General features: G+C 67.3%; 26 protein-coding genes. 12 read left to right on the top strand and 14 right to left on the bottom strand.

The window, feature by feature from the left end:
• Nucleotides 1-7: 7 nt before the first annotated feature.
• Complete coding sequence (locus L1081_RS29980; RefSeq protein ID WP_489417121.1) at nucleotides 8-1,006, bottom strand: tripartite tricarboxylate transporter substrate-binding protein; 999 nt, start codon at nucleotides 1,004-1,006, stop codon at nucleotides 8-10.
• A 170-nt stretch (nucleotides 1,007-1,176) separates the two neighbouring features.
• On the opposite strand from L1081_RS29980, the gene L1081_RS29975 reads away from it, so the two are divergent.
• Nucleotides 1,177-1,995 carry a helix-turn-helix domain-containing protein gene (locus tag L1081_RS29975; protein ID WP_489417120.1) on the top strand — a complete coding sequence of 273 codons (819 nt, stop codon included), beginning with the start codon at nucleotides 1,177-1,179 and terminating at the stop codon, nucleotides 1,993-1,995.
• Here L1081_RS29975 and L1081_RS29970 read toward each other — a convergent pair.
• The 3 genes from L1081_RS29970 to L1081_RS29960 form a co-directional block, all read right to left on the bottom strand.
• A complete protein-coding gene (locus tag L1081_RS29970) occupies nucleotides 1,992-2,972 on the bottom strand; it encodes a tripartite tricarboxylate transporter substrate-binding protein (RefSeq protein ID WP_489417119.1) in 981 nt (326 codons plus the stop codon). The genes L1081_RS29975 and L1081_RS29970 overlap by 4 nt on opposite strands.
• A 24-nt stretch (nucleotides 2,973-2,996) precedes the next feature.
• Nucleotides 2,997-3,842, bottom strand: a complete 846-nt coding sequence (locus tag L1081_RS29965; RefSeq protein ID WP_489417118.1) for an alpha/beta fold hydrolase — start codon at nucleotides 3,840-3,842, stop codon at nucleotides 2,997-2,999.
• Nucleotides 3,843-3,911: 69 nt separating this feature from the next.
• Nucleotides 3,912-4,805, bottom strand: a complete 894-nt coding sequence (locus L1081_RS29960; protein WP_489417117.1) for a LysR substrate-binding domain-containing protein — start codon at nucleotides 4,803-4,805, stop codon at nucleotides 3,912-3,914.
• A gap of 70 nt (nucleotides 4,806-4,875) precedes the next feature.
• Between L1081_RS29960 and L1081_RS29955 the strand changes: the two genes are divergently transcribed.
• Genes L1081_RS29955 through L1081_RS29935 form a run of 5 tightly spaced genes read left to right on the top strand, consistent with a single transcriptional unit; the run spans nucleotide 4,876 to nucleotide 8,562 of the window.
• A complete protein-coding gene (locus tag L1081_RS29955) occupies nucleotides 4,876-5,715 on the top strand; it encodes an amidohydrolase family protein (protein WP_489417116.1) in 840 nt (279 codons plus the stop codon).
• Complete coding sequence (locus tag L1081_RS29950; RefSeq protein WP_489417115.1) at nucleotides 5,712-6,512, top strand: SDR family oxidoreductase; 801 nt, start codon at nucleotides 5,712-5,714, stop codon at nucleotides 6,510-6,512. The genes L1081_RS29955 and L1081_RS29950 overlap by 4 nt, the downstream gene beginning before the upstream one ends.
• A 33-nt stretch (nucleotides 6,513-6,545) precedes the next feature.
• The gene (locus tag L1081_RS29945; RefSeq protein WP_489417114.1) at nucleotides 6,546-7,502 is read left to right on the top strand and encodes a tripartite tricarboxylate transporter substrate-binding protein; all 957 of its coding nucleotides are present in this window, start codon (nucleotides 6,546-6,548) and stop codon (nucleotides 7,500-7,502) included.
• Nucleotides 7,499-8,032 carry a carboxymuconolactone decarboxylase family protein gene (locus L1081_RS29940; RefSeq protein ID WP_489417113.1) on the top strand — a complete coding sequence of 178 codons (534 nt, stop codon included), beginning with the start codon at nucleotides 7,499-7,501 and terminating at the stop codon, nucleotides 8,030-8,032. The genes L1081_RS29945 and L1081_RS29940 overlap by 4 nt, the downstream gene beginning before the upstream one ends.
• Nucleotides 8,033-8,046: 14 nt before the next feature.
• On the top strand, nucleotides 8,047-8,562 hold the full coding sequence (locus L1081_RS29935; protein ID WP_489417112.1) for a hypothetical protein: 516 nt from the start codon (nucleotides 8,047-8,049) through the stop codon (nucleotides 8,560-8,562).
• 31 nt (nucleotides 8,563-8,593) lie between these two features.
• On the opposite strand, the gene L1081_RS29930 is transcribed toward L1081_RS29935, so the two are convergent.
• Nucleotides 8,594-8,815, bottom strand: a complete 222-nt coding sequence (locus tag L1081_RS29930) for an antitoxin PaaA2 family protein (protein WP_489418009.1) — start codon at nucleotides 8,813-8,815, stop codon at nucleotides 8,594-8,596.
• Between the two features lie 88 nt (nucleotides 8,816-8,903).
• Between L1081_RS29930 and L1081_RS29925 the strand changes: the two genes are divergently transcribed.
• The 3 genes from L1081_RS29925 (at nucleotide 8,904) to L1081_RS29915 (ending at nucleotide 13,086) form a co-directional block, all read left to right on the top strand.
• Nucleotides 8,904-10,766, top strand: a complete 1,863-nt coding sequence (locus L1081_RS29925; protein WP_489417111.1) for a DUF1963 domain-containing protein — start codon at nucleotides 8,904-8,906, stop codon at nucleotides 10,764-10,766.
• Nucleotides 10,767-10,928: 162 nt separating this feature from the next.
• Entirely contained in the window at nucleotides 10,929-11,705 is a 777-nt protein-coding gene (locus L1081_RS29920; RefSeq protein ID WP_489417110.1) for an enoyl-CoA hydratase/isomerase family protein, read from the top strand.
• A 148-nt stretch (nucleotides 11,706-11,853) separates the two neighbouring features.
• Nucleotides 11,854-13,086, top strand: coding sequence for an acyl-CoA dehydrogenase family protein (locus tag L1081_RS29915; protein ID WP_489417109.1), 1,233 nt, complete (start codon nucleotides 11,854-11,856; stop codon nucleotides 13,084-13,086).
• Nucleotides 13,087-13,111: 25 nt separating this feature from the next.
• On the opposite strand, the gene L1081_RS29910 is transcribed toward L1081_RS29915, so the two are convergent.
• On the bottom strand, nucleotides 13,112-14,080 hold the full coding sequence (locus L1081_RS29910) for a tripartite tricarboxylate transporter substrate-binding protein (protein WP_489417108.1): 969 nt from the start codon (nucleotides 14,078-14,080) through the stop codon (nucleotides 13,112-13,114).
• 201 nt (nucleotides 14,081-14,281) lie between these two features.
• Between L1081_RS29910 and L1081_RS29905 the strand changes: the two genes are divergently transcribed.
• Nucleotides 14,282-15,511 carry a CoA transferase gene (locus L1081_RS29905; protein ID WP_489417107.1) on the top strand — a complete coding sequence of 410 codons (1,230 nt, stop codon included), beginning with the start codon at nucleotides 14,282-14,284 and terminating at the stop codon, nucleotides 15,509-15,511.
• On the top strand, nucleotides 15,511-16,128 hold the full coding sequence (locus L1081_RS29900) for a glutathione S-transferase N-terminal domain-containing protein (protein WP_489417106.1): 618 nt from the start codon (nucleotides 15,511-15,513) through the stop codon (nucleotides 16,126-16,128). Before L1081_RS29905 ends, L1081_RS29900 begins: the two co-directional genes overlap by 1 nt.
• A 21-nt stretch (nucleotides 16,129-16,149) precedes the next feature.
• Here the strand turns inward: L1081_RS29900 and L1081_RS29895 are convergent, their stop codons facing one another.
• The 7 genes from L1081_RS29895 to L1081_RS29865 form a co-directional block, all read right to left on the bottom strand.
• Nucleotides 16,150-16,962, bottom strand: coding sequence for an amidohydrolase family protein (locus tag L1081_RS29895; RefSeq protein ID WP_489417105.1), 813 nt, complete (start codon nucleotides 16,960-16,962; stop codon nucleotides 16,150-16,152).
• Complete coding sequence (locus L1081_RS29890; protein ID WP_489417104.1) at nucleotides 16,959-17,534, bottom strand: carboxymuconolactone decarboxylase family protein; 576 nt, start codon at nucleotides 17,532-17,534, stop codon at nucleotides 16,959-16,961. Before L1081_RS29890 ends, L1081_RS29895 begins: the two co-directional genes overlap by 4 nt.
• A gap of 26 nt (nucleotides 17,535-17,560) precedes the next feature.
• Nucleotides 17,561-18,439, bottom strand: coding sequence for an alpha/beta fold hydrolase (locus L1081_RS29885; protein ID WP_489417103.1), 879 nt, complete (start codon nucleotides 18,437-18,439; stop codon nucleotides 17,561-17,563).
• A gap of 117 nt (nucleotides 18,440-18,556) precedes the next feature.
• Nucleotides 18,557-19,525, bottom strand: coding sequence for a LysR substrate-binding domain-containing protein (locus L1081_RS29880; RefSeq protein ID WP_489417102.1), 969 nt, complete (start codon nucleotides 19,523-19,525; stop codon nucleotides 18,557-18,559).
• A gap of 126 nt (nucleotides 19,526-19,651) precedes the next feature.
• Nucleotides 19,652-20,578 carry a hypothetical protein gene (locus tag L1081_RS29875; RefSeq protein ID WP_489417101.1) on the bottom strand — a complete coding sequence of 309 codons (927 nt, stop codon included), beginning with the start codon at nucleotides 20,576-20,578 and terminating at the stop codon, nucleotides 19,652-19,654.
• On the bottom strand, nucleotides 20,575-21,819 hold the full coding sequence (locus tag L1081_RS29870) for a hypothetical protein (protein ID WP_489417100.1): 1,245 nt from the start codon (nucleotides 21,817-21,819) through the stop codon (nucleotides 20,575-20,577). Before L1081_RS29870 ends, L1081_RS29875 begins: the two co-directional genes overlap by 4 nt.
• A gap of 5 nt (nucleotides 21,820-21,824) precedes the next feature.
• A complete protein-coding gene (locus tag L1081_RS29865; protein WP_489417099.1) occupies nucleotides 21,825-22,799 on the bottom strand; it encodes a tripartite tricarboxylate transporter substrate-binding protein in 975 nt (324 codons plus the stop codon).
• Between the two features lie 115 nt (nucleotides 22,800-22,914).
• Here L1081_RS29865 and L1081_RS29860 point away from each other — a divergent pair, with 115 nt between their 5' ends.
• Nucleotides 22,915-23,856: a LysR substrate-binding domain-containing protein gene (locus tag L1081_RS29860; protein WP_489417098.1), complete on the top strand. Its 942-nt coding sequence runs from the start codon at nucleotides 22,915-22,917 to the stop codon at nucleotides 23,854-23,856.
• Here the strand turns inward: L1081_RS29860 and L1081_RS29855 are convergent.
• On the bottom strand, nucleotides 23,797-24,015 hold the full coding sequence (locus tag L1081_RS29855) for a hypothetical protein (protein WP_489417097.1): 219 nt from the start codon (nucleotides 24,013-24,015) through the stop codon (nucleotides 23,797-23,799). The genes L1081_RS29860 and L1081_RS29855 overlap by 60 nt on opposite strands.
• Nucleotides 24,016-24,377: the final 362 nt, after the last annotated feature.

Genomic DNA, 24,377 nt, shown 5'->3' with positions numbered 1-24,377 from the left:
TCTCCGTTCATTCGGCCGTGATGTTGTTTTCCTTGACCACCTTGCGCCAGCGCGCTTCCTCGCCCTTGGCGTACCTGTCGAAGTCCTGCGGCGAGCCGCTGTTGATGACGAGGCCCTCGGACTCCACCCGCTTGCGGAAGGCATCCGTCTGCACCGCCTTCTTCGCCGCGGCATTCAGGCGTGCGATCACGTCGGCCGGGGTGCCGGCGGGCGCGTACAGGCCATACCAGCTGTCTGCGACATAGCCCGGCACGCCGCTCTCCGCGATCGTCGGCACCTTCGCCAGCGAATGGGCCGCGGACCGCGTGGCGGTCGTCACGGCCAGCGCGCGCAGCTTGCCGCCTTCGACGAAGCTGCCCACCGCTGCGGCGGTCGCGAACATCACGTCGACCTGTCCACCCAGCAGGTCGGTGATGGCGGGGCCGGCACCGCGGTAAGGGATGTGGGTGATGTCGGTCCTGGTCAGGTTCTTGAAGAGCTCGCCGGCCAGGTGGGCCGAGGTGCCGGCGCCCTGCGACGCGAAGGACAGCTTGCCCGGATGGGCCCTGGCCGCATCGATCACGTCCTTCACCGACTTGAGCGGGCTGTCGGCGCGAACCACCAGCACGTTCGGCGAAATGCCCACCAGCATGACCGGCGCAAAGGCTTTCTCGTGGTTGTACGGGAGCTTGGGCTGGAGGCTCGGGTTGACGACATGCGCCACGGTTGCCATCACCATCGTGTAGCCATCGGGTGCGCTCTTGGCCACGGCGTCCGTGCCGATGATCGTGCCCGCGCCGGGCTTGTTGTCGATGATCACGGGCTGCCCCAGTTCCTGCCCCATCGTGATGGCCATGGTGCGGGCCACCAGGTCGGTGCCGCCGCCGGGCGCGAACGGCACCACGAGCTTGATCGGCTTGTCGGGAAAGGCCGCGCGCGCCGGCATCGCGACGAGACCGCCGACCATGCAGGCCAGCGAAAAAAGAATGGCATGCCCGGCGCGTGCCAGCGTTATGGGGTTCTGCATGGTTTGTCTCCGTCAAAAAGGAATGTGAGAAAGCAGGCATCGAGGGCGGCGCTGCGGCTCTTCTCATCGACGGGTCCAAGCTTAGGGACACGGGCTCCGCCGCGCATCCCCATATTTCCATTGCATGGAATTTGGGATAGGCTTCGCCGGCATCCCTTCACCACCTTTCCATGCACGCTCCTGCAGACCCCGCGCCACGGCGCCAGCACCACGAAGACCCGCTGCTGAACCGGTCCCTGGTCCGGGGCATCGAGATCCTGAGGGCCTTCCGGCCCGGTGCCGACCTGCTGGGCAACGGCGAGATCGCGGAGCGCACCGGCCTCTCGCGCGCGACGGTCAGCCGCCTCGCGCAAACGCTGGTCGAGACCGGGCTGCTCGAACACGACCGCAGCCGCCGGGCCTACCGGCTGGCAGCACCGGTGCTGAGCCTGGGCCACGCCATGCGCTCGGGCTCGCCCGTGCTGAATGCGGTGGCGCCGCTGATGCGGGCGCTGGCGGAAAAGATGCGCATCAACGTCGGCCTGGCCGCGCCGGACCGGGACGAGATGGTCTACCTGGAGTCCGTGCGCTACAACCGGAAAGTCGCACTGCGCAACGTGGTCGCGGGCCAGCGCGTGCCGATGGAACTCACCTCGCTCGGCAGGGCCTACCTGGCCGTGGCACCGCAGGAAGAACGCCGCGCACTGCTGGCAAGGTTCAAGGCGGCGCGGCGCTCCGAGTGGGGCCGCATACGCGACGAGATCAGGGCCGCGATCTCGAGTGTCGAACAGCACGGCTACTGCGTGGCCTCATGGCAGCCGGAAGTCGTCGCCATGGCGGCGCCGCTTGTCATGGCGCAGCGGCCCATCTATGTCTTCAATGTCAGCGTCACCACGGCAGCCAGCATCCAGGACACCGAAGCGGAGTTGAAGGGCCCGCTGCTGGCCCTGCGCGACCGGGCAAGGGCGGTCCTGCTCGCAGCCGAGCCGCCGCCCTCGCGCGCCGGCTAGAAGTCGATCCGGATGTTGGCTTCCCTGACCGCCTTGCCGATCTTCGACAAGTCCTCGCGGATCAGCTGGCGAAACTGCGCCGGATCGGACTTGGCCGGAATGAAGGACAGCTCGGCAAACCTGGCCTTGAGTGCAGGCGCGTCCACCGCCTTGGCAATTTCCGCGTTCAACCGGTCGGTCACTGCCGCCGGCATGCCGGCCGGCCCCCAGATGCCGTACCACGAGAGGAGTTCGAAGCCCGGGATGCCGCTTTCCGCGACCGTCGGAACCTCGGGCATGCTCGGCACCCGCGTCTTGCTCGTGACGGCCAGTGCGCGCAGGCGGCCGGCCTGCACGAACGGATGGACGCCGGGCATCGGAGACACCGCAGCCGAGACGTGCCCGCCGACGACGTCGGTCAGCTGCGGCACGGCGCCCTTGTACGCAATGATCTCCATCCTGAGCTTCAGCGCGCGATTGATCATTTCCTCGCTGAGGTGGCTCGTGGTCCCGAGGCCCGACGTCGCCCAGGTGTACTTGTCGGGGTTCGCCTTGGCGAGCGCCGCGAACTCGGCCAGGTTCTTCGCCGGAACATCGTTGTTGACCGCCACCACCAGTGGCACATAGCCGATCTGTCCCACGGGGGTGAAGTCCTTCTCCGCGTCATAGCTATTCTTGGCGAGGACGAGCGGCAGGTACACCTGGCTCGATGCATTGAACAGCAGGGTGTAGCCATCGGCATTGGCCTTCCTGACGTTCAGCGACCCGAGCACCCCGGAGGCGCCCGGCGTGTTCTCGATGACGATCGGCTGGCCCAGCTGCCGCTGCAGCTGGTCGGCCACCATGCGGCCCACGGTGTCGATGGAGCCTCCGGGCGTGTAGGGAATGACCATCCGGATGGGCTTGCTCGGATAGTCGTCCGCACTGCAGACCTGGGCGCCCGCGACGGCAGCTCCCAGCAGGGCGAACCTGGACAGCGAAATGATCTTTTTCAGCACGTTGTGTCTTCTTCTTTTGGATTTCTAGATGCCGCGCGCGAACTCGGCGATCGCCGCACTCATGGCGTGCGGCTGCTCGGGCGCCATCGCATGCCCCGCATCGCGGATGACCCGGACCGTGACCCGCTCGCCCAACAGGGGCTGCATCACATCGGGAATGACAACCGCGTCGTGCTCGGCCTGCAGGTCCAGGATCGGCGCCGTCTTTCCACCCGAGAAGTAGTCGTCGATCGGCGTGTTCTCGCGCGCACGGCCCTGCGCCTCGTGCGCGGCCGGGAACCAGCCGTCGAGCCACACGCTGGGGTCGTGCCCTGGCGCAAAGAAAGCCTTGCGCAGGCACTCGAGGCGTTCGGCCTGCGACAGGGACGGATCCCCCGCGCCATCGATCGCGTCGCGCAGGCGGCTGTACGGCTTCTCGGTCGACCCGGGCGGGAGCTTGCCCGCCGACGCCGCGGCCATGACGATGCCGCGCACCAGGTCCGGGCGGTCGGCGGCCAGCGCGCGCGCCGGCTGGCTGCCCCAGGCATGGCCGACGATGACGACGGGCCCGGTTTGCTCGTGGTCGAGAACGGCCGCCACGTCGCCCGCGAAATCGTGCATGTCCAGGTTCTCCATCGGCCCGCGGCTGCGGCCGACGCCCCTCGGCTCGGGCCGCAGCACGCGGAAGCCGGCCTCGCACAACAGCTTCGCGACCACGTCGTAGTCCCGCCCCGACCGCGCGAGCGAAGGCAGGATGCAGATGACCGGGCCGGTGCCCTGGTCGTGGAACTCGATCTGGACCGTCTCGTTCGAGTTTCGGGGCCGGTACGAGAGCAGCTTGCCCGCCGGGGGCTCGCGCCTGGCGGGGTTGGGTGGGATGTCGGTGGGCATGGCCGGGAGTCTCGGCGGGCCTGTCGCAGCCCGTAAGGAATCCCGCGCTATATCAGCTATGCCTGTTGGCTATTCGACGTTGGGGCGACGAAAATCCAGTTCCTGGAGAAGCTGCGCCGTACCGCGCACGAGCCGGGTGGCCGGGCGCACCGTCGGCGTCGCGAGGACCAGCGCATTCCAGATGGCGGGCGGCCCGATCGGTGCGCGCGGCAGTGCCTCGTCGTCGATGGCGCTCAATGCGCTCTCCGGAAGGATCGTGCACCCGACGCCGGTCGCGACGAGCGCCAGGACGGTGCGCACCGCCCCCACCTCCGCAAGCACCTGGAGCTCGATGCCGCGCGGGCCCAGCACCGAGTCGAGCAAGTGCCGGATCGCATTCGGCGCACTGGGCAGCACCATGGGGTAGTTGGCGAGCGCCGGCAAGCCGACGCGGGCCGGCAGCTTGCTTTTGGGCGGCGCCACCAGCAGGAGCTTCTCGCGCATCAGCGGCTGGAACGAAAGCTGGGCCGAGGGCGCGGGATCGAAGAGCAGCGCCAGGTCCAGCCGCCCTGCGACGAGCGATTCGCGCAGCGCGACGCTCAGGCCTTCGAGCACGGTGATGACGGCGCGCGGGAACCTCTGCCTGAAGCGTCGGATGAGGGGCGCGCTCAAGCCCAGGGCCACCCGCGGCGGCATCCCGACCACGATCCGGCCGCCCGGGCTTTCCTCCATCTCGCCCAGTTCGTCGCGCGCGCGGCGGGAGCTCTCGAGCATGGCGCGCGCGTGGACGAGCAGGGCTTCGCCCGCATCCGTGGTGGTCACGCCGCGCCCGGTTCTCACCAGCAGGCGCTGCCCGAGGTCCGCCTCCAGCAGCGCGATCTGCCTGCTCAGGCTGGGCTGCGCCAGGTCGAGCACCACGGCCGCGCGGCTGAAGCTCCCGGCATCGACCACCGCGACGAAGTACTGAAGCTGGCGAAGTTCCATAGCCAGCCAGCATAGCTGATATAGGGACGGTGTCCTTACGGATGCCGCCCGCAGCCGGGAAACTGCATGCATGACCTCCACCCTCCCCTCCGGGGCCTGCAATGCCCATTGCCATGTGTTCGGGCCCCGCACGCGCTTTCCCTACGCCGACGGCGCCAGCTTCGTTCCCGAGGCCGATGCGCCGAAGGAATCCCTCTACGCGCTGAACGACCGGCTCGGGCTGCAGCGCTGCGTGGTCGTGCAGTCGGCCTGCCACGGCTTCGACAACCGGGCCGCCGAGGATGCCGTTGCGTCGCGGCCTTCGAGCTACCGCGGCATCGCGCTACTGCCGACCCACGTCGGCGACGCGGAGCTCCGGCGCCTGGACGCCATGGGCTTTCGCGGTGTCCGTTTCAACTTCATGGGCCACCTGGGCCGGCACACCCCCATCGAGGAGGTGCTGTCGCTCGCGGGCCGCTTGGCGCCGCTTGGCTGGCATCTGCAGATCCACGGCGATCCGGCCCTGCTCTCGGACCTGGCGCCCGCGCTGCGCCGCTCGCCGACGCCGGTGGTGATCGACCACATCGGGCGCATCGATGCCTCGCGGGGCCTGGACCAGCCCGACTTCCGCGCGCTGCTCGGGCTGATGGCGCACGAGCGCTTCTGGGTCAAGGTGAGCGGCATGGACCGCATCACGCGGCAGGGGCCGCCCTATGCCGACGCCCAGCCCTTCGCGCGAAAGCTGGTCGCGGAATTCGGCGACCGGGTGGTGTGGGGCAACGACTGGCCGCATCCCAACCATGCGGGACCGATGCCCGACGAGCAGCAGCTCGTCGATCTCATTGCCGAGATTGCGCCGAGCGAATCCGCGCGCCAAGCGCTGCTGGTCGACAACCCGCAACGCCTTTACCAATTTGGAGACCAGCCATGAGCCCGCGGTTCGAGAACAAGGTGGCCATCGTGACCGGCGCCGGGTGCGTCGGCGCCGGTTGGGGAAATGGCCGCGCGATTGCCGTGCGCCTGGCCGAGGAAGGCGCCAAGGTCCTGGCGGTGGACCGCGACCGCGCCCGGCTCGAGGAGACGCTCGAGCTGGCCGGCGACGCCCGCGCATCGATCACGCCGTGGCTGTGCGACGTCACGAGCAGCGAGAGCGTCGCGGCCATGGCGGCCGCCTGCCTGGACACCTACGGAACCATCGACATCCTCGTCAACAACGTGGGCGGATCGGCTGCGGGCGGGCCGGTGGAGCTGGCCGAGGAGACATGGAACCTGCAGGTCGACGTGAACCTCAAGAGCGTGTTCCTCACCTGCAAGCAGGTGCTCCCCACCATGCTCGCGAAGGGCGCGGGTGCGATCGTCAACATCTCGTCCACCTCGGGCCTGCGCTGGACCGGCAATGCGCAGGTGGCTTACGCCGCGACCAAGGCCGGCGTCATCCAGATGTCGCGCGTGATCGCGGTCCAGCACGCCGCGCAAGGCGTGCGGGTCAACAGCGTCGTGCCGGGCCAGCTGCACACGCCGATGGTCGAGACGCGGCTGGCGAAGCAGCGCGCCGGCGGCAACGTCGATGCGTTGCTGGCCCAGCGGCAGAAGCGCATTCCGCTCGGCTTCATGGGCGACGGCCGCGACACGGCAAGCGCGGTGCTTTTCCTGGCGAGCGACGAGGCCCGGTTCATCACCGGCACCGAACTGATCGTCGACGGCGGCATGACCGCGCGCTGCGACTGAGATTCGAGTCCATACAAAAAGACGGAGACATCCATGATCAAGCGCTACCTTCTCGCGGCCGCATTCGCCGCGCTGCTGATGCCCGCCGTGCACGCACAACCGAAGACGACGCGGATCGTCGTTTCGTTCACATCGGGCGGCCCTGTCGACGCGGTCGCGCGGACCCTGTCCGAACAGCTCGGCAAGGAGCTGGGCCGCACGGTCATCATCGACAACAAGCCGGGCGCCAATGGCGCGATCGGCGCCGTCGATGTCATGAAATCGGCGCCGGACGGCAGCACGCTGTGGTTCACCAGCGTGGGTGCGGCAGCCATCAATTCCTCGCTGTACGAGAAGCTCCCCTACGACATGCAGCGCGACTTCGTGCCGGTCTCGCTGGTGGTCGACAACGTCGAGCTGCTGGTGGCCCAGCAGGACAACCCGGCCCGGGACGCGGCCGAGTTCGTGGCGGCGACAAAGAAGCGCGCCGAGCCGACGCCGATGGGCTCCTCCGGCACCGGGAGCATTCCGCACCTGGCGATCGAACAGCTGGCCGATGCGAGCGGCGCCAGGCTGCTTCATGTGCCCTACAAGGGCGCCGCTCCCGCCATCACGGACCTGATGGGCGGCCAGATCAGCGGCTTCTTCGGCGATGTGCCCGGGCTGCTCGGGCACCTGCAGGGCGGGCGGCTCAAGGCGCTCGGCGTGGCGTCGGGCAAGCGGCATCCTTCGCTGCCCGACGTCAAGACGCTGGAAGAGCAAGGCATCAAGGGCGTCGACACCAACAACTGGTATGCGCTGTTCGCGCCTGCGAAGACGCCGCCCGATGTCGTCGCGGCCATCAACAAGGCACTGCGCAGCACGCTGGCCGACCCGGCGGTGCGCGAGAAACTGCTGAAGACCGGCACCGAGCCGGTGGGCTCCACCCCGCAGGAACTCGCAGCCATCCAGAAGCGCGACACCGAGAAGTGGGCGAAACTGATCCGCGCCAAGAACATCAGGGCCGAATGATGACGACGAGCACATCCATCCGCGTACCCCTCGTGCAGCCCGGCACGCATCCGGAGCTGGCCGAGATCGAGTCGCGCATCATGGCCGAGCGCGGCCGCGTGTCGCTGCTCTACCAGGTGCTGCTGAACAGCGGGCCGATCGCCTCGGGCTGGGAGCGCATGCTCACGGCGGTGCGCAACCAGACCGGTATTGCGGCCGATCTGCGCGAGCTGATGATCCTGCGGGTCGCGGTGCTCAACGGCGCAAGCTTCGAGTACGACGCGCACGTGCCCCATGCGCAGAAGGCGGGCGTGAGCGCCGAGAAGATCGACGCGGTGCGCCAGGACATGCTGTCCGGCGTGTTCGCGCCGCCCGAGCGCCTGGTGCTGGAGCTGACCGATGCCATGACCCGCCAGATCTTGGTGCCGGACGAACTCATGGGCCGCGTGCAGCAGCACTTCGACGCCAAGGGCGTGGTGGAAGTCGTGGCGACCGTGGCGGCCTACAACATGGTGTCGCGCCTGCTTGTCGCGCTGAATGTCGCGCATTGAACGAGGCACCCCGCATGCAAGACCTCTGGCTTCTCAGGCACGACGCATCCGTGGCGGGCCCGCTGGCGGAGTCGAGCCGCGCGTGGTTGCGCGAAGCGCGATCGTGGCAGGCCGTGGACGGGCACCTGGCTTACTTCTACGTGCCCGGCCCCACGCCGCCTGCCGAAGGCGGCACGGGCGAATGGCGGCGGCTCGCCTGCCTGCAGGAAGTGCCGGGTGCCTCGGCCGGCCGGGCCGCAACGCACCACTACGTCGTGGAGACGGACGTGCTGCCCGAGTTCGAGGACGAGCTCAATGCCTGGTATGCGCAGGAACACCTGCCCGGCCTCGCCGCCGTGCCGGGGACCGTCGGGGCCGCGCGCTACATCGACCCCATCGGTTCACCGCGCTACTACGCCTGCTACGACCTCGCGGATCCCCAAGCCCTGGGCAGCCCCGCGTGGCTGGCCGTGCGCGCCACAGCCTGGAGTTCGCGCGTGCGGCCTGCATTCCGCAATACGAGGCGGACCATGTTCGTCTCGCCGCTTTGATCATCCATCGCCAACGGCAACCGTTTCAGCCTCACGCCTTGCCTTGACCCGCTTTGAGCAGCGCAGCTGCCCGGCGCTTGGCGAAATGCGCTTCAACTTTCTCGTGCGGGACAACCGGGCGCGGATCCCCCACGGCCTCCTGCACCTTGGCTCGGAACCAGGCGTCGTGCGCGGCAGCATCGACGGTCAGGCCGATGTTGTCGAGCACCGCGGTGGCGCGCTCCTTCACCTCAGCGGAAGCACAACCGTCCAGCGGCCAGCCTGTGCTGACCCCGGGTGCTCTGTGCGCCTGCCACCTGATAGGCTTGAGCGCTCGTTTCTGATTGGAGACCGTCGCTCTCATGCCCAACCAGTTCCAGATCGGCAAGTGCGCATTTCAGCCAGACCCTGAATCGAAGGTCGTTTTCGAGGACGGTGGCATGTCCTTCGATCTCAAGGCGCTGCCGATAGCATATGACAAGGCACTGCACTCGCCGCCCTTCGATCCGGAAGGCCTTGACAACCCTGCGGTGGGGCAGATCGCCCCTTCGTTCTGGGCCTCGACCTTCTATTTCTACGACAACCATGACACGCCGCGGCGCCGGATCCAGTATCCCGAGCGCCGGCCGATGACCCACGACTTCCATTTTTTCGAGAAGGGCTTCGATTTCGGCACGCGCTTCTTCGGTGAGATCGATCTGCGCCCCGACCGAATCGAGCTGCACGGCCTGTTGCGGCATGACTACGAGACGGACGAACAGGGAACGCCCGTGCATGTGGTCTGGCACGGCCCGCCAGGGAATGTGCAACTGCGCCCGCACACCTATGGCAGCCTGGAGGAGGCAATGGGCGCGCCACCGGAACGCGTACGGCGGCTGCTCGAGAGCGAATGGGATGGGCAATGGCGCGACGAACTGCTGCGCTTCACCCAGCTCGAGTTCCTGTCGTTGCAGCATTTGTGGAACAGCGACCCGGCGAAGGCCGCCACTGCGTTCCCCGAATCCCTTTGCACATTGACCCATCTGCGTGAGCTGTACCTGCGCAGCCCTGTTCTCGCCCGCCTGCCGGAGCGATTGGGTGCGCTCAACCAGCTGGAAGTGCTGTCGGTTCAACACGGACAACTCGACGCACTGCCCGACAGCGTCGCGCAGCTCACGCGCCTGCAGCGGCTGTTGCTCGATGGAAATCGACTCAGGACATTGCCCGCATCGGTAGGTGACTTGCCCGCCCTCGAGGTGTTGAGCATCAAGGGCAATCCCTTCGAATCGCTGCCGGGCTCACTGAAGAATATCAAGAAGGTCAACGTCGAGAAGAAGAACGAAGCTCTGTTCCGAGATATCCGCTACCGCCCCGATGTCCAGGTGACTGTCGACCGAGAGGCCTTCATGGCCCGCAGCAGTCCTTGGCATACGACGCGGCTGGGCGAGGCCCTGGCGCGGCACAAGCTCGAGCGCTATGAAACCGCGCTTCAACGCCATGCGCGCCAGGCGCTGCGCCTGCGCACGACGGCCCTCGAGGACTACGCAATTCCGGGCAGCACGCGGATCGGCGGCGCCCCGGACCTGCCATCCGACGTCGGCTATCCGATGACCGAGGGAAAGCACTGGCACTTCTACGCCCAGATCGATCTGGCAGAGATCGCGCCGCTGCAGTCGTGGCTGCCGCGCACGGGCAGGCTCTATTTCTTCGGCGAAGGGCAAGAGCACGGTGACGGCGTAAGCGTTGTGCATTCCAATGCGCCGGCAACTGCGCTGCGGACCTACGCCTGGCCGGAGGATGCGGAGTTTGTCGATGGCTCCAACGTGGCTGATGCGTACGAAGGCTACAAGGTCCGGGTCGACGCCACCGTGTCGTTGCCCAGTCTCTACAACGCCGGCAAGCGTTTGATCGGGGAGGACGCGGTACTGCTCGAGATTGCCGAGGACGACACGCTGCAGCAGGCCTACTGGGCACTCGAAACCGAATTGACCGACGAAGGTGACCGCGGGCACGGTGCGCACCTGATGAACGCCCACGTTTTCACCCAGCATGAAAATCCGCAGGAACAGGCTTCGCGCGACAGAGGCGGCCTGCCGGCGGAGTGGATCAATTTGCTGATGCTCGACTCCGACGACAACCCGGGGTTCTGCTTCTGGGATGCCGGTACCTTCACCTTCAGCATCCACGAGAAGGATTTGGCCTCGGGCGACTTTTCCCGCGTGCATTGGAGCCTCGAGAGCAGTTGAAGGCGTGCCGTTCTTGAGCGGCCGAACGGCAGGCTATCGGACTGCCGCCGTGACGCTATGTCTCCCAAGGCATAGCTGCTGTGCCGCGATGGCGCTCGGCGCCCGCGCGAGCGGCCCGTAGACTCGTCCTCCACATGCCGGCCGATGGCATCAGGAGACATCATGGACAACTTCTCTCAGCTCAGGGTGGCCATCGCCGATCACGTGGCCACGCTGACGTTGGACGCACCGCCCGTCAATGCGCTGACGCGCGTGCTCAATGACGAGCTGACCCGGGCCCTGGACCAGATCTCCGAGATGGACGACGTGCGCGTCGTGATCCTTACCGGCGAAGGCAAGGTGTTCTGCGCCGGGGCCGACCTGAAGGGACGGGCCGAGGTGATCAAGGGACCCGGCGATCTGATGGCCCACTCGCGCCGCACGCGCGAATGCTTCCACGCGATCCGCGAATGCGCCAAGCCCGTGATCTGCGCGATCAACGGTGCCGCGCTCGGTTCCGGCCTTGCCATGGCGGCTTCGAGCGACATCCTCATCGCCTCGGAGAAGGCCTCGCTCGGGCTGCCCGAGGTCGACGTCGGCCTGCTCGGCGGCTGCCGCCATGCCATGCGCCTGTTCAGCCATTCGCGCCTGCGCCGCATGATGCTCACGGGCATGCGTGTGCCGGGGGCCGAGTTGTACCGCCTCGGCATCGTGGAGGCCTGCACGGCACCCGAGGACCTGATGCCCACGGCGCGCGAGATCGCGGCCACCATCGCATCCAAGAGCCCCGTGTCCACCCGGATGGGCAAGCACACCCTCAACGTGATCGAGGACATGAGCCTGCGGGACGGCTACCGCTACGAGCAGGACATGACGGCGCAGATCGCGAAGACCGACGATGCGAAGGAAGCCCAGCGCGCCTTTGCCGAGAAGCGCGCGCCGGTTTTCACGGGGCGTTGATACGCTCGGACTCCGCCAGGTGGGCAACCGTCGTGAAGCGCGGCGTTCGCCGTCGCTTGCGGGACGGCATTCGACGGCGCGCGATGTTCAAATCTTTTGCACGCGAGCGGTCTGGCCAGGTTGCTCGCAACCATGAAAGGACGCTCCCATGTTTGCCGAACCCTCCCCCAAGACCCGCGATCTGCTCGAACGCCTCAACAAGTTCTTCGACCAGCACATCTATCCGAACGAAGCGCGCTACCACCACGAGATGGACGCCTTCCGCCGCCAGGGCAATGCCTGGCAGGTGTCGCCGCTCGTCGAGGAACTGAAGCCCGTTGCGCGCGCGGCCGGCCTCTGGAACATGTTCCTGCCCCATCCGCACCGCGACGTGCCGGCCATCTCCAATCTCGACTATGCGCCGCTGTGCGAGGTGATGGGCCGCGTGTCTTGGTCAGGCGAGGTATTCAACTGCTCGGCGCCCGACACCGGCAACATGGAAACCATCGAGCGCTACGGCACCGAGGCGCAGAAGGACGAATGGCTGGCGCCGCTGCTCGCGGGCGAGATCCGCTCGGGCTTCCTGATGACCGAGCCGGCCGTCGCGTCGTCTGACGCCACCAACATCCAGTGCACCATCCGCCGCGAGGGCGACGAGTACGTGATCAACGGCCGCAAGTGGTTCTCTTCGGGCGCGGGCAGCCCGCGCTGCAAGATCTTCATCGTGATGGGCAAGACCGACCCCGACGCGCCGCGCCATGCGCAGCAGTCGATGGTGCTGGTGCCGCGCGACACCAAGGGCATCACGGTGCTGCGCCATCTCTCGGTGTTCGGCTACGACGATGCACCGCATGGCCACATGGAAGTGCTGCTGGAAGATGTGCGCGTTCCCGCGGCGAACATCCTGCTGGGCGAAGGGCGTGGCTTCGAGATTGCGCAGGGGCGGCTCGGCCCGGGGCGCATCCACCATTGCATGCGTTCCATCGGCGCCGCCGAGCGCGCGCTCGAACTGATGTGCGATCGCCTCCGCAGCCGCGTGGCCTTTGGCCGCCCGCTCGCGGAGCAGTCGATCTGGCACGAGCGCATCGCCGAGTCGCGCTGCCTCATCGACCAAGCCCGCCTGCTCACGCTCAATGCGGCCTACAAGATGGACACCGTGGGCAACAAGGAAGCGCGCGCCGAGATCGCGATGATCAAGGTGGTGGCGCCCAACATGTCGTGCAAGGTGGTCGACTGGGCGATCCAGGCGCACGGCGCCGCCGGCGTCAGCCAGGACTTCTGGCTGGCCGAAGCCTATGCGCACCAGCGCACGGTGCGCATCGTCGACGGGCCCGACGAAGTGCATCGCAACGCCATCGCCAAGCTGGAACTGGCCAAGCGCGCCACGCCGGCGCGCGCCTGAAACCGCCGAGGCGCAGCGCCCAGGTTCAATCGAGCTTCGCGCCCACCGCCTTGGCCAGCGAGCCCCAGCGTTCCGACTCCGTGGAAATGAACCGTCCGAACTCCGCAGGGCTGCTGCCGACGACTTCCACGCCCTGCTGCTCGAACTGCTGCTTCAGGTCGGGCGAGCGCAATGCGGCTCCAACAGCACCGTACATCCTGTCGATGATTTCGGCCGGCGTTCGCGCGGGAGCCAGCATTCCATACCAGTTGTAGGCCTCCGCCTTCGGCATTCCGAGCTCGCCGACGGTCGGCACATCCTTGAGGACAGGAATGCGCCTGGCACTGGTCACGGCCAGGGGGCGGACCTTGCCCGACTGGATGAACGGCAGGACCACGGGAATGTCGACCATCATCATGTCCACCTGCCCGCCCATCAGGTCGGTCAGTGCCGGTGCCGCGCCGCGGTAGGGAATGTGGTTGATGTTCAGCCTGGCCTCGCGCTTGAGCAGCTCGGCCTGGAGGTGCGGCGTGGTGCCGCTGCCGGCGGAGGCATAGTTGACCTTGCTGGCGTCGCCGGTGGCCGCAGCCTTCAGGTCCGCGAAGGTCTTGAATCTTGAATCCGCGGCCACCACCAGCACCGCCGGCACCTTCAGCGCCTGGGTCACGGCAGCCAGGTCCTTCTGGGGGTTGTAAGGCATCGATGGCGCAATGTGCGGCACGATGGCCAGCGCCCCCGCCGAGGAGAACAGCAATGTGTAGCCGTCGGCCGTTGACTTGGCGACCGCGTCGGCACCGAGCAGGCCGCCGGCGCCGCCCTTGTTGTCGATGATGATGGATTGACCCAGAGACGTGCTCAGCTTGGCGCCAAGTGCGCGCGCTGTCTGGTCCACCGGTCCGCCGGCAGGAAAGGGAACGACCACGCGGATCGGCTTGGAGGGGTAGGCCTGCGCCCATCCCGAGGCTGCGGCCAGCGCAAGGGCGAGTGCAGCTGCGGATTTGAAAAGTCCATTCATGGTCGATGTCTCCGATTGTCGTGATCGAACTTTAGGCAGGGCGGCGTCCTGTGCCACCGCGCTCCGGCGCATAGCTGCTATGCGATGCCGGCCACGCGAGGCCTGCCGTTATGCGCCGCTGCGCATCACAGTCTTGCGGGCTCGCCAGTAGCCCGGGACGGGTCCGGATTCCAGAATTCACCCAACACAAGGAGAATTCGAATGACCACGAACAAGGGGCCGCTGGCCCATGTCAAGGTGCTGGACCTCAGCCGCATCCTCGCCGCGCCCTGGGCAAGCCAGATCCTCGCCGACCTTGGCGCGGAGGTGATCAAGGTCGAGCGGCCCGGCATGGGCGACGACACACGAACCTGGGGACCTCCGTTCCTGAAAGATGCCGAAGGCAAGGATACGAAGGAAGCGGGCTACTACCTGGCCGTCAACCGCGGCAAACGCTCGATCACTGTCAGCCTCGAGAAGCCGGAGGGCCAGAAGATCATCAAGGAACTCGCCAGGCGAGCCGACATCGTGCTCGAGAACTACAAGGCTGGCACACTGGCGCGCTATGGCCTGGACGAGGCATCGCTGCGCAAGCTCAACCCGCGGCTCATCTACTGCTCGGTCACGGGCTTCGGCCAGACGGGGCCCCGGCGCGACCAGCCGGCCTACGACTTCCTGATCCAGGCAATGGGAGGCCTGATGAGCGTCACCGGGGAAAAGAACGACCGCCCCGGCGGCGGTCCGCAGAAAGTCGGCATCCCGATCGTCGATCTGATGACCGGCATGTACACCGCCGTCTCGGTGCTTGCTGCATTGGCGCGCCGCAATGAAACCGGCGTCGGCGACGCCATCGACATCGCGATGCTCGATGTACAGGTCGCGACGCTTTCCAACCAGGCGATGAACTACCTGGTGTCGGGCAAGGTGCCGCAGCGCAACGGCAACGCGCATCCGAATATCCAGCCGCAGGACGTGTACGGCTGCGCCGATGGCGACGTGATCCTCGTGGTCGGAAACGACGCCCAGTTCGCCAGGCTCTGCGAAGTCTTGGCCCGCACTGAATGGATCGCGGACGAGCGCTTCGCGACCAACGCCCAGCGGGTCCGCAACATCGATGAGCTGTCCGCCATGCTGCGCGACGCGTTCGCCCGGTGGGAGCGCGAGAAGCTGATTGCTGCGCTCGACAAGGCCGGCGTGCCCTGCGGGCCCATCAACACGGTCGCCGAGGTGTTCGAGGAGCCGCAGGTCAAGGCGCGCGAGATGCTCCGCCATGTGCCTCATCCGAGCGGCGTCGACGCACCGCAGGTCGCGAGTCCGATGCGTTTTGCGGATTCCCCGCTGCAAACTCAGACCGCGCCGCCACTGCTGGGCCAGCACAGCGACGACATCCTGTCCGAACTGGGATACAGCACGGCGGGCATCCATGCGTTGCGGGAAGCCGGAGCGATCTGATGGCCCAGGCAATGAAGCTGCACTGGTCGCCCAAGTCGCCCTATGTGCGCAAGGTGATGATCTGCGCCTACGAACTCGACCTGCTGCCCCGGCTCGAGCTGGTTCGCTCGGTCGCCGCGATGCGCAAGCCCAATCCGGCCCTCATGGCGGACAACCCTCTGTCGAAGATCCCGACCCTGGTGCGCGAGGACGGCTCGACGCTGTTCGATTCGATCGTGATCTGCGAATACCTGAATGACCTGTCCGGCGGCGCGTTGTTCCCGCCGCAGGGCGAGGCGCGCTGGCAGGCGCTGCGCTGGCACGCTTTCGGCGACGGGCTCCTCGACGCGCTGATTCTCTGGCGCAACGAGCGCGAGCGCGAGGTGCCGCTGCAAGCCCTGCTCGCCGCGTTCGAGCTCAAGACCCGCGCCTCGCTGCACATGCTCGACCACGAAGCGCAGGCCTTGCGCCATGCGCCGTTCTCGATAGGCCACGTGGCACTCGGCTGCGCGCTTGGCTACCTCGACTATCGTTTCGACACGCTCGGATGGCGCCCATCGGCCCCTGCCCTTGCGGCCTGGTTCGAGACGCTGCGCGCCCGTCCCTCTTTCGCCGCGACGGCGCCGATCGATGGCTGAGTCCGCAGACCGGCCTCCAGGTCAGCGATAGAGCATTTCCGGATTGGCCACGAGCACCCGCTGAGCGAGTTCGTCGCTGCCGGCCCATGCCTTGAACATCGCGAGCAGCGATGCCGCGTCCGGGCTCGGCGCCACGCGCAGGTGCGGCCAGTCGCTGCCCCACACTAGGCGCTCCGGGTTGGCCTCGATCATCTTCTGCTGGAACGCACGGCCGGCTTGCCAGTCGGGCGCGTTCAACAGATTGCGGTAGGCGCACAGCTTGACCCACACCCGGCCCGAGGCCAGCAGGTCGAGCAGCACGCGAAAGCCGGGTGCGTCGACGCCCGCTTCGACATCGAAGCCGCCCATGTGATCGATCACGACCGGCACCGGCAGTGCCTTGAGCTCGGCGGCAATGCCGGGCAAGGCCTGGCAGTCGGTCCACAGTTCGGCGTGCAATCCCGCGTCGGCCAGTGCCGGGGCCAGCGCACGCAGGTCATCGAAGGAGGCACTTCCCGCAAAGTTGGTGCCGGCGCCGCTTCGGTGGCTGAAGCGCGCGCCGCGCACCCCTTGGCCGTGCAAGCCGGCCAGTGCCAATCGGCTGCCCCGCTGCACGACGACCACGCCGCGCAGGCCGGAATGGGCCGCCAGCGCATGCAGCAGCAGCGCGTGGTCTTTGCCATAGGCACTGGGATGCACCAGCACGCCGTTGCACAAGCCGAGCCGCGCCAGCAGCGCCAGGTACTGCGACGCAACGGCCTCGGGCGGCGTGTAGCTGCGCTCCGGGGCCAGCGGAAAGCGGTCGTAGGGGCCGAACAGGTGGGCGTGGCAGTCCCATCCGGCCACGGCGTTCATGACGCAAGCCCCGCGTGCTGCGGCAGGGCAAAGGCCGTTGCCACGCCTTCAGGCAGGGGAATCTCGTGGCAGTTGAGCGTCATCGCGACCATGGTGTAGTAGCCGATCAGCGCCGTGAGCTCCACCACGGTACGCGCGCCAAAGCGCGCCAGCGCCACGCCGTACGTGGCGTCGGAGACCGACTTGTGGCGATTGAGTTCGATGGCATAGCGGTAGACGGCGGCATCGTCCGCCGACAGGCCGGGCGGCTCGGAGCCGGCCAGGATCGCCTCGATGACGGGCTGCTCGATGCCCGCCTTTTCGGCCTCTGCGCGATGCGCATACCACTCGAAAGGCGAGTTGCAGGCGCGGCCGGTGACCAGGATCGCGATCTCCGACAGCCGCGGTGGCAAGCTCGTGCCGTAGCGCAGCAGCGCGCCGAGCGCCTGCCATTTGTCGGCCAGTTCCGGGTTGTGCAGGGCGGCCCGCAGCGGACCCTGGATCCTGCCGCGCGGGCCGGAGACGATCCTGTCGTGGACCGCGCACTGCTCGGGGCTCATGGTGTCCGTCGGAAAGAGGGGTATGCGTGGCATGAGGTGGCTTCTTGAAGGTGTCCGGTTCAGGGCGGCAGCGTGCCGATCCACGCCACGATAGCCTGTGCCACCGCCGCGGGTTGTTCGGGAATCAGCGCATGGCTGGCATTCGGGATCACCTGCACCGTGACCTTGTCGCCGAGCACGTCTTTCAGTTCGTTGCGCGAAGCGGGCGGGCGCCAGGGGTCGTCGGCACCCTGCAGGTCGAGCAGCGGCGCATGGCTCACCGGCCACCACAGTTCCTTGGCCGGCACCGCGCCGGCCTGTCGGTAGGCCTGGCGCAGCTCCGGGTGCCAGCCGGAAAGCCAGGGCTCGGGGTTGTTTCCGGGCGCGAAGAATGCGTGGCGCAGACCGCGCAAGCGTGCCTCGCGCGGCTGCGCAGGGTCGGAGGCGATGGCCAGTGATTCGGCCATGCCGGCCGGAAATGTGCGCGCCGCGCCGCCGGCGACCACGACGCCGCGCACCAGTTGCGGATGGTCGAGGTCGGCCACGCGCGCCACGAAATGTCCGAAGGCATGGCCCACCAGCACGGCGCGTCCGCCGCCCAGCTGCCGCACCGTGGCCGCCACGTCGGCGGCCAGCACGTGCAGGCTCAATGCCTGCATCGGCCCGGTCGAGCCGCCCATGCCGCGCGGCTGCGGTCGCAGGACCTTGAAGCCGGCGGCGGCGATGCGCGCCGCCACATCGTCGAAGTCTTCCGAATCGCGCTGCGACGAGGGCAGCAGCACAACCGCGGGCCCCCGGCCTTCGACGATCACGTCGATGCGGGCCGGGCCCTCGATCAGCAGCACGCGCTGGCGTGCCGGGGCGTCGGCGGGGACGAAGCTGGTACACGCCAGCAGCGACAGCGCGGCCGCGCCGATGGCGGCCTTGCGAAGCTGTCGATCGAACCATCTCAGGGGCATGCATGTCTCCGTCACCAGTGGCCTCGAGGAGGGCCGCTGGGGTGGATGAGCATAGGCGCGGGCCGGGGGCCGCGACTGCCCGCGCGGCGCAATGCTGCTATGCAGCCGACCGCAACGCTAGGTCGCCTCGATCGGGCGCCACATGCCGCTGCGGGCGTTGTCGTTGACGATGTCGACGATCTCCGCGGCCACCGTCGACACAGCCTTGGCCGGCCCCTTGGTGCGGGCCAATGCCATGGAAACAATGCGCTGCACGCCGGGCGAGACGATCTTGGCGGCCTGCAGGCGGCCTTCCTGCACCTCGGCCCATACGGCGTGGATCGGCAGCACCGTGTACAGGCGAGCCTCGGCCACGGTGGAGCGCATCAGCGGCAGCGAATCAGCTTCCATCGCCGGTGCCAGCGTGATGCGCTCCTGCCGCGCGATGCCGTCGAGCGCCGTGCGCAGGCCGTTGGGCGCGCCCGGCAGGATGAAGGGCAGTTCATGCAGGGCGCTGAACGGTACTTCGGCCGCGGCAGTCAGGCGGTCGCCGGCGGCGCCGATCAGGTAGCTGTCGACCGTGGCCAGCGCCTGTTCCTGCTGCGGCAGGGAGTTGCCGTAGCGATAGAGGATGGCAATGTCCACGCGTTCGTCGGCCAGCCATTCTTCCACCTGTCCGCTCGAGCCTTCAAGGATCTTGAGCTGGACGCCCGGGTGGCGCGCGCGCAGCTGCTTGAAGAGGCGCCCGACGATCGGATTCGTGATCGAAGGCAGCGAACCGATGGTGACGCGCCCCGTCGGTTCGCGCGCCTCGCCGCGAATCTCGAGCTCGAGTTGTTCGGCGTCCGCAAGCAGCGCCTTGACGTGCGGAAAGATTCTCTGGCCCACATCGGACAGCGCCACACCACGGCCGGTGCGGTTGAACAGGCGCGCGTTGCATTCGCGCTCGAGGGCATTCAGGTGCCGGCTCAGCAACGACTGGTTGCTGTCGAGAAAGAGGGCTGCGCGCGTCAGGCTGCCGAGTTCGGCAATGGCCAGAAAGGCGCGCCATTTCTGCAGGTCGGAGGTGAGATCGAGTTGGAGCTTGGTGGCTTTGGCGGGCTGCATGTCGGGCACCACTTGGAGGTACCGATTGTGTATTGGCAGCCCCCTTCCTCGGTAGCGGGTTTGCAGCAGGCGGGTCGAAGACTGCCGCTCGCCCAGAGTGCCCTCAAGGTGAATAGCGGCCTTGGTTCAAAAGGGTGTGCCCGTACATACCAACTGAACCAAACCGATGGCCTGCTCGCCGCCCGCGGCATACAGCAAATACTCCTTGCCCTCGTCGACGAACACCGCAGGATCGCGCAACTGCTGCACCAACTCGAAGACAGGGCCGCGGCGTGATGGCGCGTCAGGCATTGCAGCGCCCTCCCAGGCCAGTTCTGGCTGCAACAGCGTGGTGACATCCCCGTGCCTCCAGGTGGCCCAGTCGGGTCTGAGATCGACGGTGGTGTGAAGGATGCGTTCCGGCGTGTCGCCCACTCGCGTGAAATAGACGTGCAGCAGCGGGCCAGCCACACGTACCGCGCAATGCCGAAAGCTGGGCTCGAATGGCACCGGGCCAAGCTCGAAGCCGCCGTGTTCGTCCATGCGATAGAACGCCCCGGGCATTGCCAGCGCGTGCTGGCGCCCTTGCCACTCGAACACGCGGAAGTAGGAGGCTCCCAGCACCTGTGGTTGGGCCGAAAAATGCAGGCCGTCATCTGAAATGGCCAGCTTGGTGCGTTGGTTGCCGATCCAGCGCGCTGCTTCCCCGAACTGCGTTTCGTGACCGTCCGTCTGGCCTGCAGCGAACGCCACACCGTGAAAGTACATGCGTATCTTTCGCGCAGCGTGATCCACATGCACGTCGGGCGAGGCCACGTGATCGGAGCAACGCGACTCTGCAACCGGCAATACGCCCGGTGCATGGACGGTCCACGGGCCCAGCAAATCATTGGCATAGGCGAGCCGGATGTGTCGGCCCTGATGGTGCGCGAAATACAGGTAGTAGCGCCCGAGCGGGTTGGGCAGCCAATCGGGCACCCGAATCAGCGATGGGCCATTGATGTTGTTGCCGAGCGAGGCGTCGAGTCCCGCATGTATCAGTGGCTGCGACAGGCAGCGCTGCGCGCGCATCATGGGACGCCCTCCGAAGCCGGGCTGGCCTGGCGATGGACGGTTTCCACCACCTCCATGTGCGCGCGGACGACCGGTGCCAGCAGACGGGCATCGACCTCGCCAAGATCGTCTGCGCGCGTGTGAAAGGCTCGCGGCATGCCCAATACCGCCATTGCGCGGCCGTAGCCGCGCTCCACGATCGCGCCAAGCTCGCTGACGCCAGACATGGGTGTCGTGACTCGCTCCAGCCCGGGAAGGCCGCGAAAGGCCGCCCGCGCGGCGTCTTGCAGCGATTCGGTCGCCATCGTCATGCGGTTCGCGTCGGCCGAAGGAAGGTCGAAGAGCTCGCCGCGGAATTCGAGCCGGTCGCGCACCGCGAGCGCGGCGCCCAGATGAACCCATGCCAAGGTGTCGGCAGGCGCGGGGGCTTGTGCCAGCGCGCGGTGCGCGCCGGCAAACCGGTACTCGTGCGCCCCTGTATTCAGCAGGAACAGGGAAAGGTCCGGAAAGCGCTCGACGGCCCACGCCGCCATTGCCAGAAATGCCGCCGTTCCCGTGCCGCGCTCGGCAACGCAGCCAAACCAGCCGGTGCGCGGCGTGGACAGGCACAGCCATCGCGGGCCGCGCCGCAGCGTGGCTTGCAGATTCGAGGTCTGCCGCACGCTCGCCTGGCCATGCAGAAACAGCGTGGCGGGCAATCCGCTGCGCGCTGCGCGCAGGAATGGTTCGGCAAGCGCCGGCGCGAGAACCGCGACGGGCACCGGTGCAACGGGTGCCCCGATACCGGCATTCAATGCCACCACCTCGCCGGTAGGGCCGACCGGCACGATGATCAGAGCGACGGCGCCCGCTGCCAACGCAGCCGCAATCAGGGGCGCAACGAGAGGTGAATCGACCGAGGCATGGCGCGCATGCGGCAAGACCAGCAGCGCAATACGGCCGGCCGCATCCATCGCCTCATACGGCGCGCGCACCACCGCCAACGGTGCGCGCAGGCCTTGCATCCCGGTTGCAGTGACGGGCGACTGCCAGTACACCGGCGCCGCGGCCTCGCCCGCGACCAGGCGGCAGTCGATCGGATCGAAGAAAGGCACATCGATGCCCTGATGCTCAACGTCATAGCCCGACGCGGCGAGGCGGCCCGCGATCCACTGCGTGGTCGCCGCGTCGCCGGGGCCCCCCGAGATCTTGTCTCCGAAAGCGGCATGTCGAACCATGTCAGCCGCCAGGGCGCGGGTCAGCGCATCGATCTCTTCATCCATGCGAATCACTCCTTCTGCACACCCAAGGATGCGGCAATCTTTCCCCAGCGTTCGTACGCTTCACGGACCATCGCCGCAAATTCCGAGGGCGTCGAGGAGGCCGCCTCGTACCCACCTTTCTCGAACTCTCGCTTCAGTTCAGGTGTCGCAAGCACCTTGACAAGCGCTGCGTTCAGGCGTGCCGTGATGGGCGGCGGCAGGTTCGCTGGCGCAAAGACGCCGACCCAGCCGTCGATGTCCAGGCCCGTGCCACCTTGCTCCACCAGTGTCGGCACGCCAGGCAGCAGCCGCGAGCGCTGCGGCGCCGCGACGCCGATCATCCTGACGTTGCCGGTCCGTACAAACTGCAGGGCACCGCCCGCCGCGGCGAACATGATCTGCACGCGACCGCCGACCAGATCCTTCTGCACGTCACCGGCACCCTTGTAGGGAATGTGCACCATGTCGAGGCCGTAGTGCCTGGCCATCCACTGGCCGAAGAGGTGCGATGAACTGCCCTTGCCGAACGAGGCGTAGTTCAGCTTGCCGGGGTTGTCCCGGGCATAGGCCACGAGTTCCTTCAGATTCTCCGCCGGCACTGACTTGTGGGCGACCAGCACGAGTGGACCGACGCTGGCAAGCGACAGCGGCGTGAAGTCCTTGAAAGGGTCGAATGGCAGCTTGGCGAACGAGTGCGGATTCTGGGCGAAGGGACTCAAGGGGCTGTAGAGCAGCGTGTAGCCGTCCGCCGCGGCGCGGGCGACTTCTGCAGTGGCCATGTTCATGCTCGCGCCGGGGCGGTTTTCAACGACCACCGTGGTACCCAGTTCCTTGCGCAGCTGCTCGGCCAGGAAGCGCGCCTGCTGGTCCGTCGGCCCACCTGGGGCAAGACCGACGACGAGGCGGATTGCCTTGCCGCCCGTCGGGAAATCGGCTGCGGTTGCACTCGTCGCTGGCAGCGCCAGGAAGGCGGCAAGCAGCGCGGCAAGACATCGTCTCATCAGGCCTGTCTCCATTGTTGGCGCGGGAGCGCCGTTGACACAGCATAGGTCGCATGGCACTTATGAGAACAGTGATATATTTTCAATCAGTCATAACTTAATGGAATGGCTTGCCATGTCAGACGAGCTCGACAGCCTGGTGTCGCGCCTGCGCTTCCGGCATCTTCGATTGCTGGTGGAACTGCATCGCTGCGGCACCCTGAGCAAGGCCGCCGCCACGCTGCATCTGTCTCAGCCCGCGTTGAGCAAGACGCTCAAGGAGGTCGAGGAGGCCTTCGGGTTTTCGTTGTTCCGGCGCGGCGCTCGCGGCTTGGCACCCACGACACGCGGCGAGGTGATCGTGCAGGGCGCGGCAACGCTGCTGGCGGCGCTCGGGCATCTGAGCGAGGCGGCACACGCCTCGAGCGAAGAACCCGTTGCGGTGTTGCATCTCGGCGCACCACCCGCCGTGGCGGCCGGCGGCGCACTGCCCGCTGTGCTGGCATTGCTGCAGGCTCGCAGTGAACGCGTCGTCGTTCGGCTGCGCGAGCAGGCCGTACCGCAGTTGTTCGAGGCCCTGTTGCAGGGAGAACTCGATGCCTTGTTGACCTCGTTCAATCAAGCAGCGTTTGCCGCCAAGCGAGCCACGCGCCTGGTCTACAAGCGTTGCGCAGAGCACGAGTACGTGGTGATCGCCCCGCCCACGCATCCCTTGGCAAGAAAAAGAAGCGTCGGATGGGATGCGCTTGTGGATGGCCAATGGATCATGCCGGAGCCGGCGCTGCTGAGCCGCCAGGCGCTTGAGAGCCAGTTCCTGCGGGCGGGTGTCGCAGTACCGGCACCGTGCATCGTCTCGAACAACCCAGCCACCAACGTGCAACTGGTGGCAGCCGGGGCGGGGCTGGCCGCAGTGCCACGGACCATGGCCACGGCAGAACACCGCCTGGGGCGGATCGCGGTTCTTCGCGTCGAGATGACGCCTTCTCGAGTGCCGGTCGCGCTTGTCTACCGAGCCGCGTCAGCCGGTGATCCGGTGATAAAGCTGCTGCACGCTGTCGTTCACGAGCTCACGGTTTAGCATCCTCAGCTTCTTGCGGATGCCGGCCGTCGACATGCTCGCCGCCGGCCCGTCGTCCCAGACGATCTTCAACACGGCGAGCCCCTGCTTCGCCGCCCAAGAGTGGTCGCCGATCACCGCCACGGTGTTGTCGATGCGAACCACCTGGCGCACGGCCATCGACCTTCTCGGCCGCATCGAGGCGCTTGAGCGGACGCCCGATGAGCTTGAACGCTTCGGGTGCCTTGAGCGCAACCTGCCTGGGCAACGGCAAGTCGGCCGCTCGCTGGCTCAGTTGCCCGTAGCTGAGGTGCCGACCGCTGGATGCGTGAATCACGACGCCGTCCTGCGCGCGGCACTCGGCTGCCGCGACGCGCCATTCCTGTGTCGCCGCCTCGATGAGCATGACCCGCGCCATGGCGCCTGCCGTTCGAAGCGGCTCCCAGGCACCCTGAACCGAGTTGGAGCCCCCCCGTGCTCTGCGCACCGCCGGCGCGAGGGTTGCCATAGCGGGAAGCATCGGGCAGCGCATGCGCAAGCCC

This window comes from Variovorax sp. MSC1_012, assembly GCF_023667525.1.
GTDB lineage: Bacteria > Pseudomonadota > Gammaproteobacteria > Burkholderiales > Burkholderiaceae_C > Variovorax > Variovorax beijingensis_B.
This window is presented reverse-complemented; position numbering and strand designations above follow the sequence as displayed.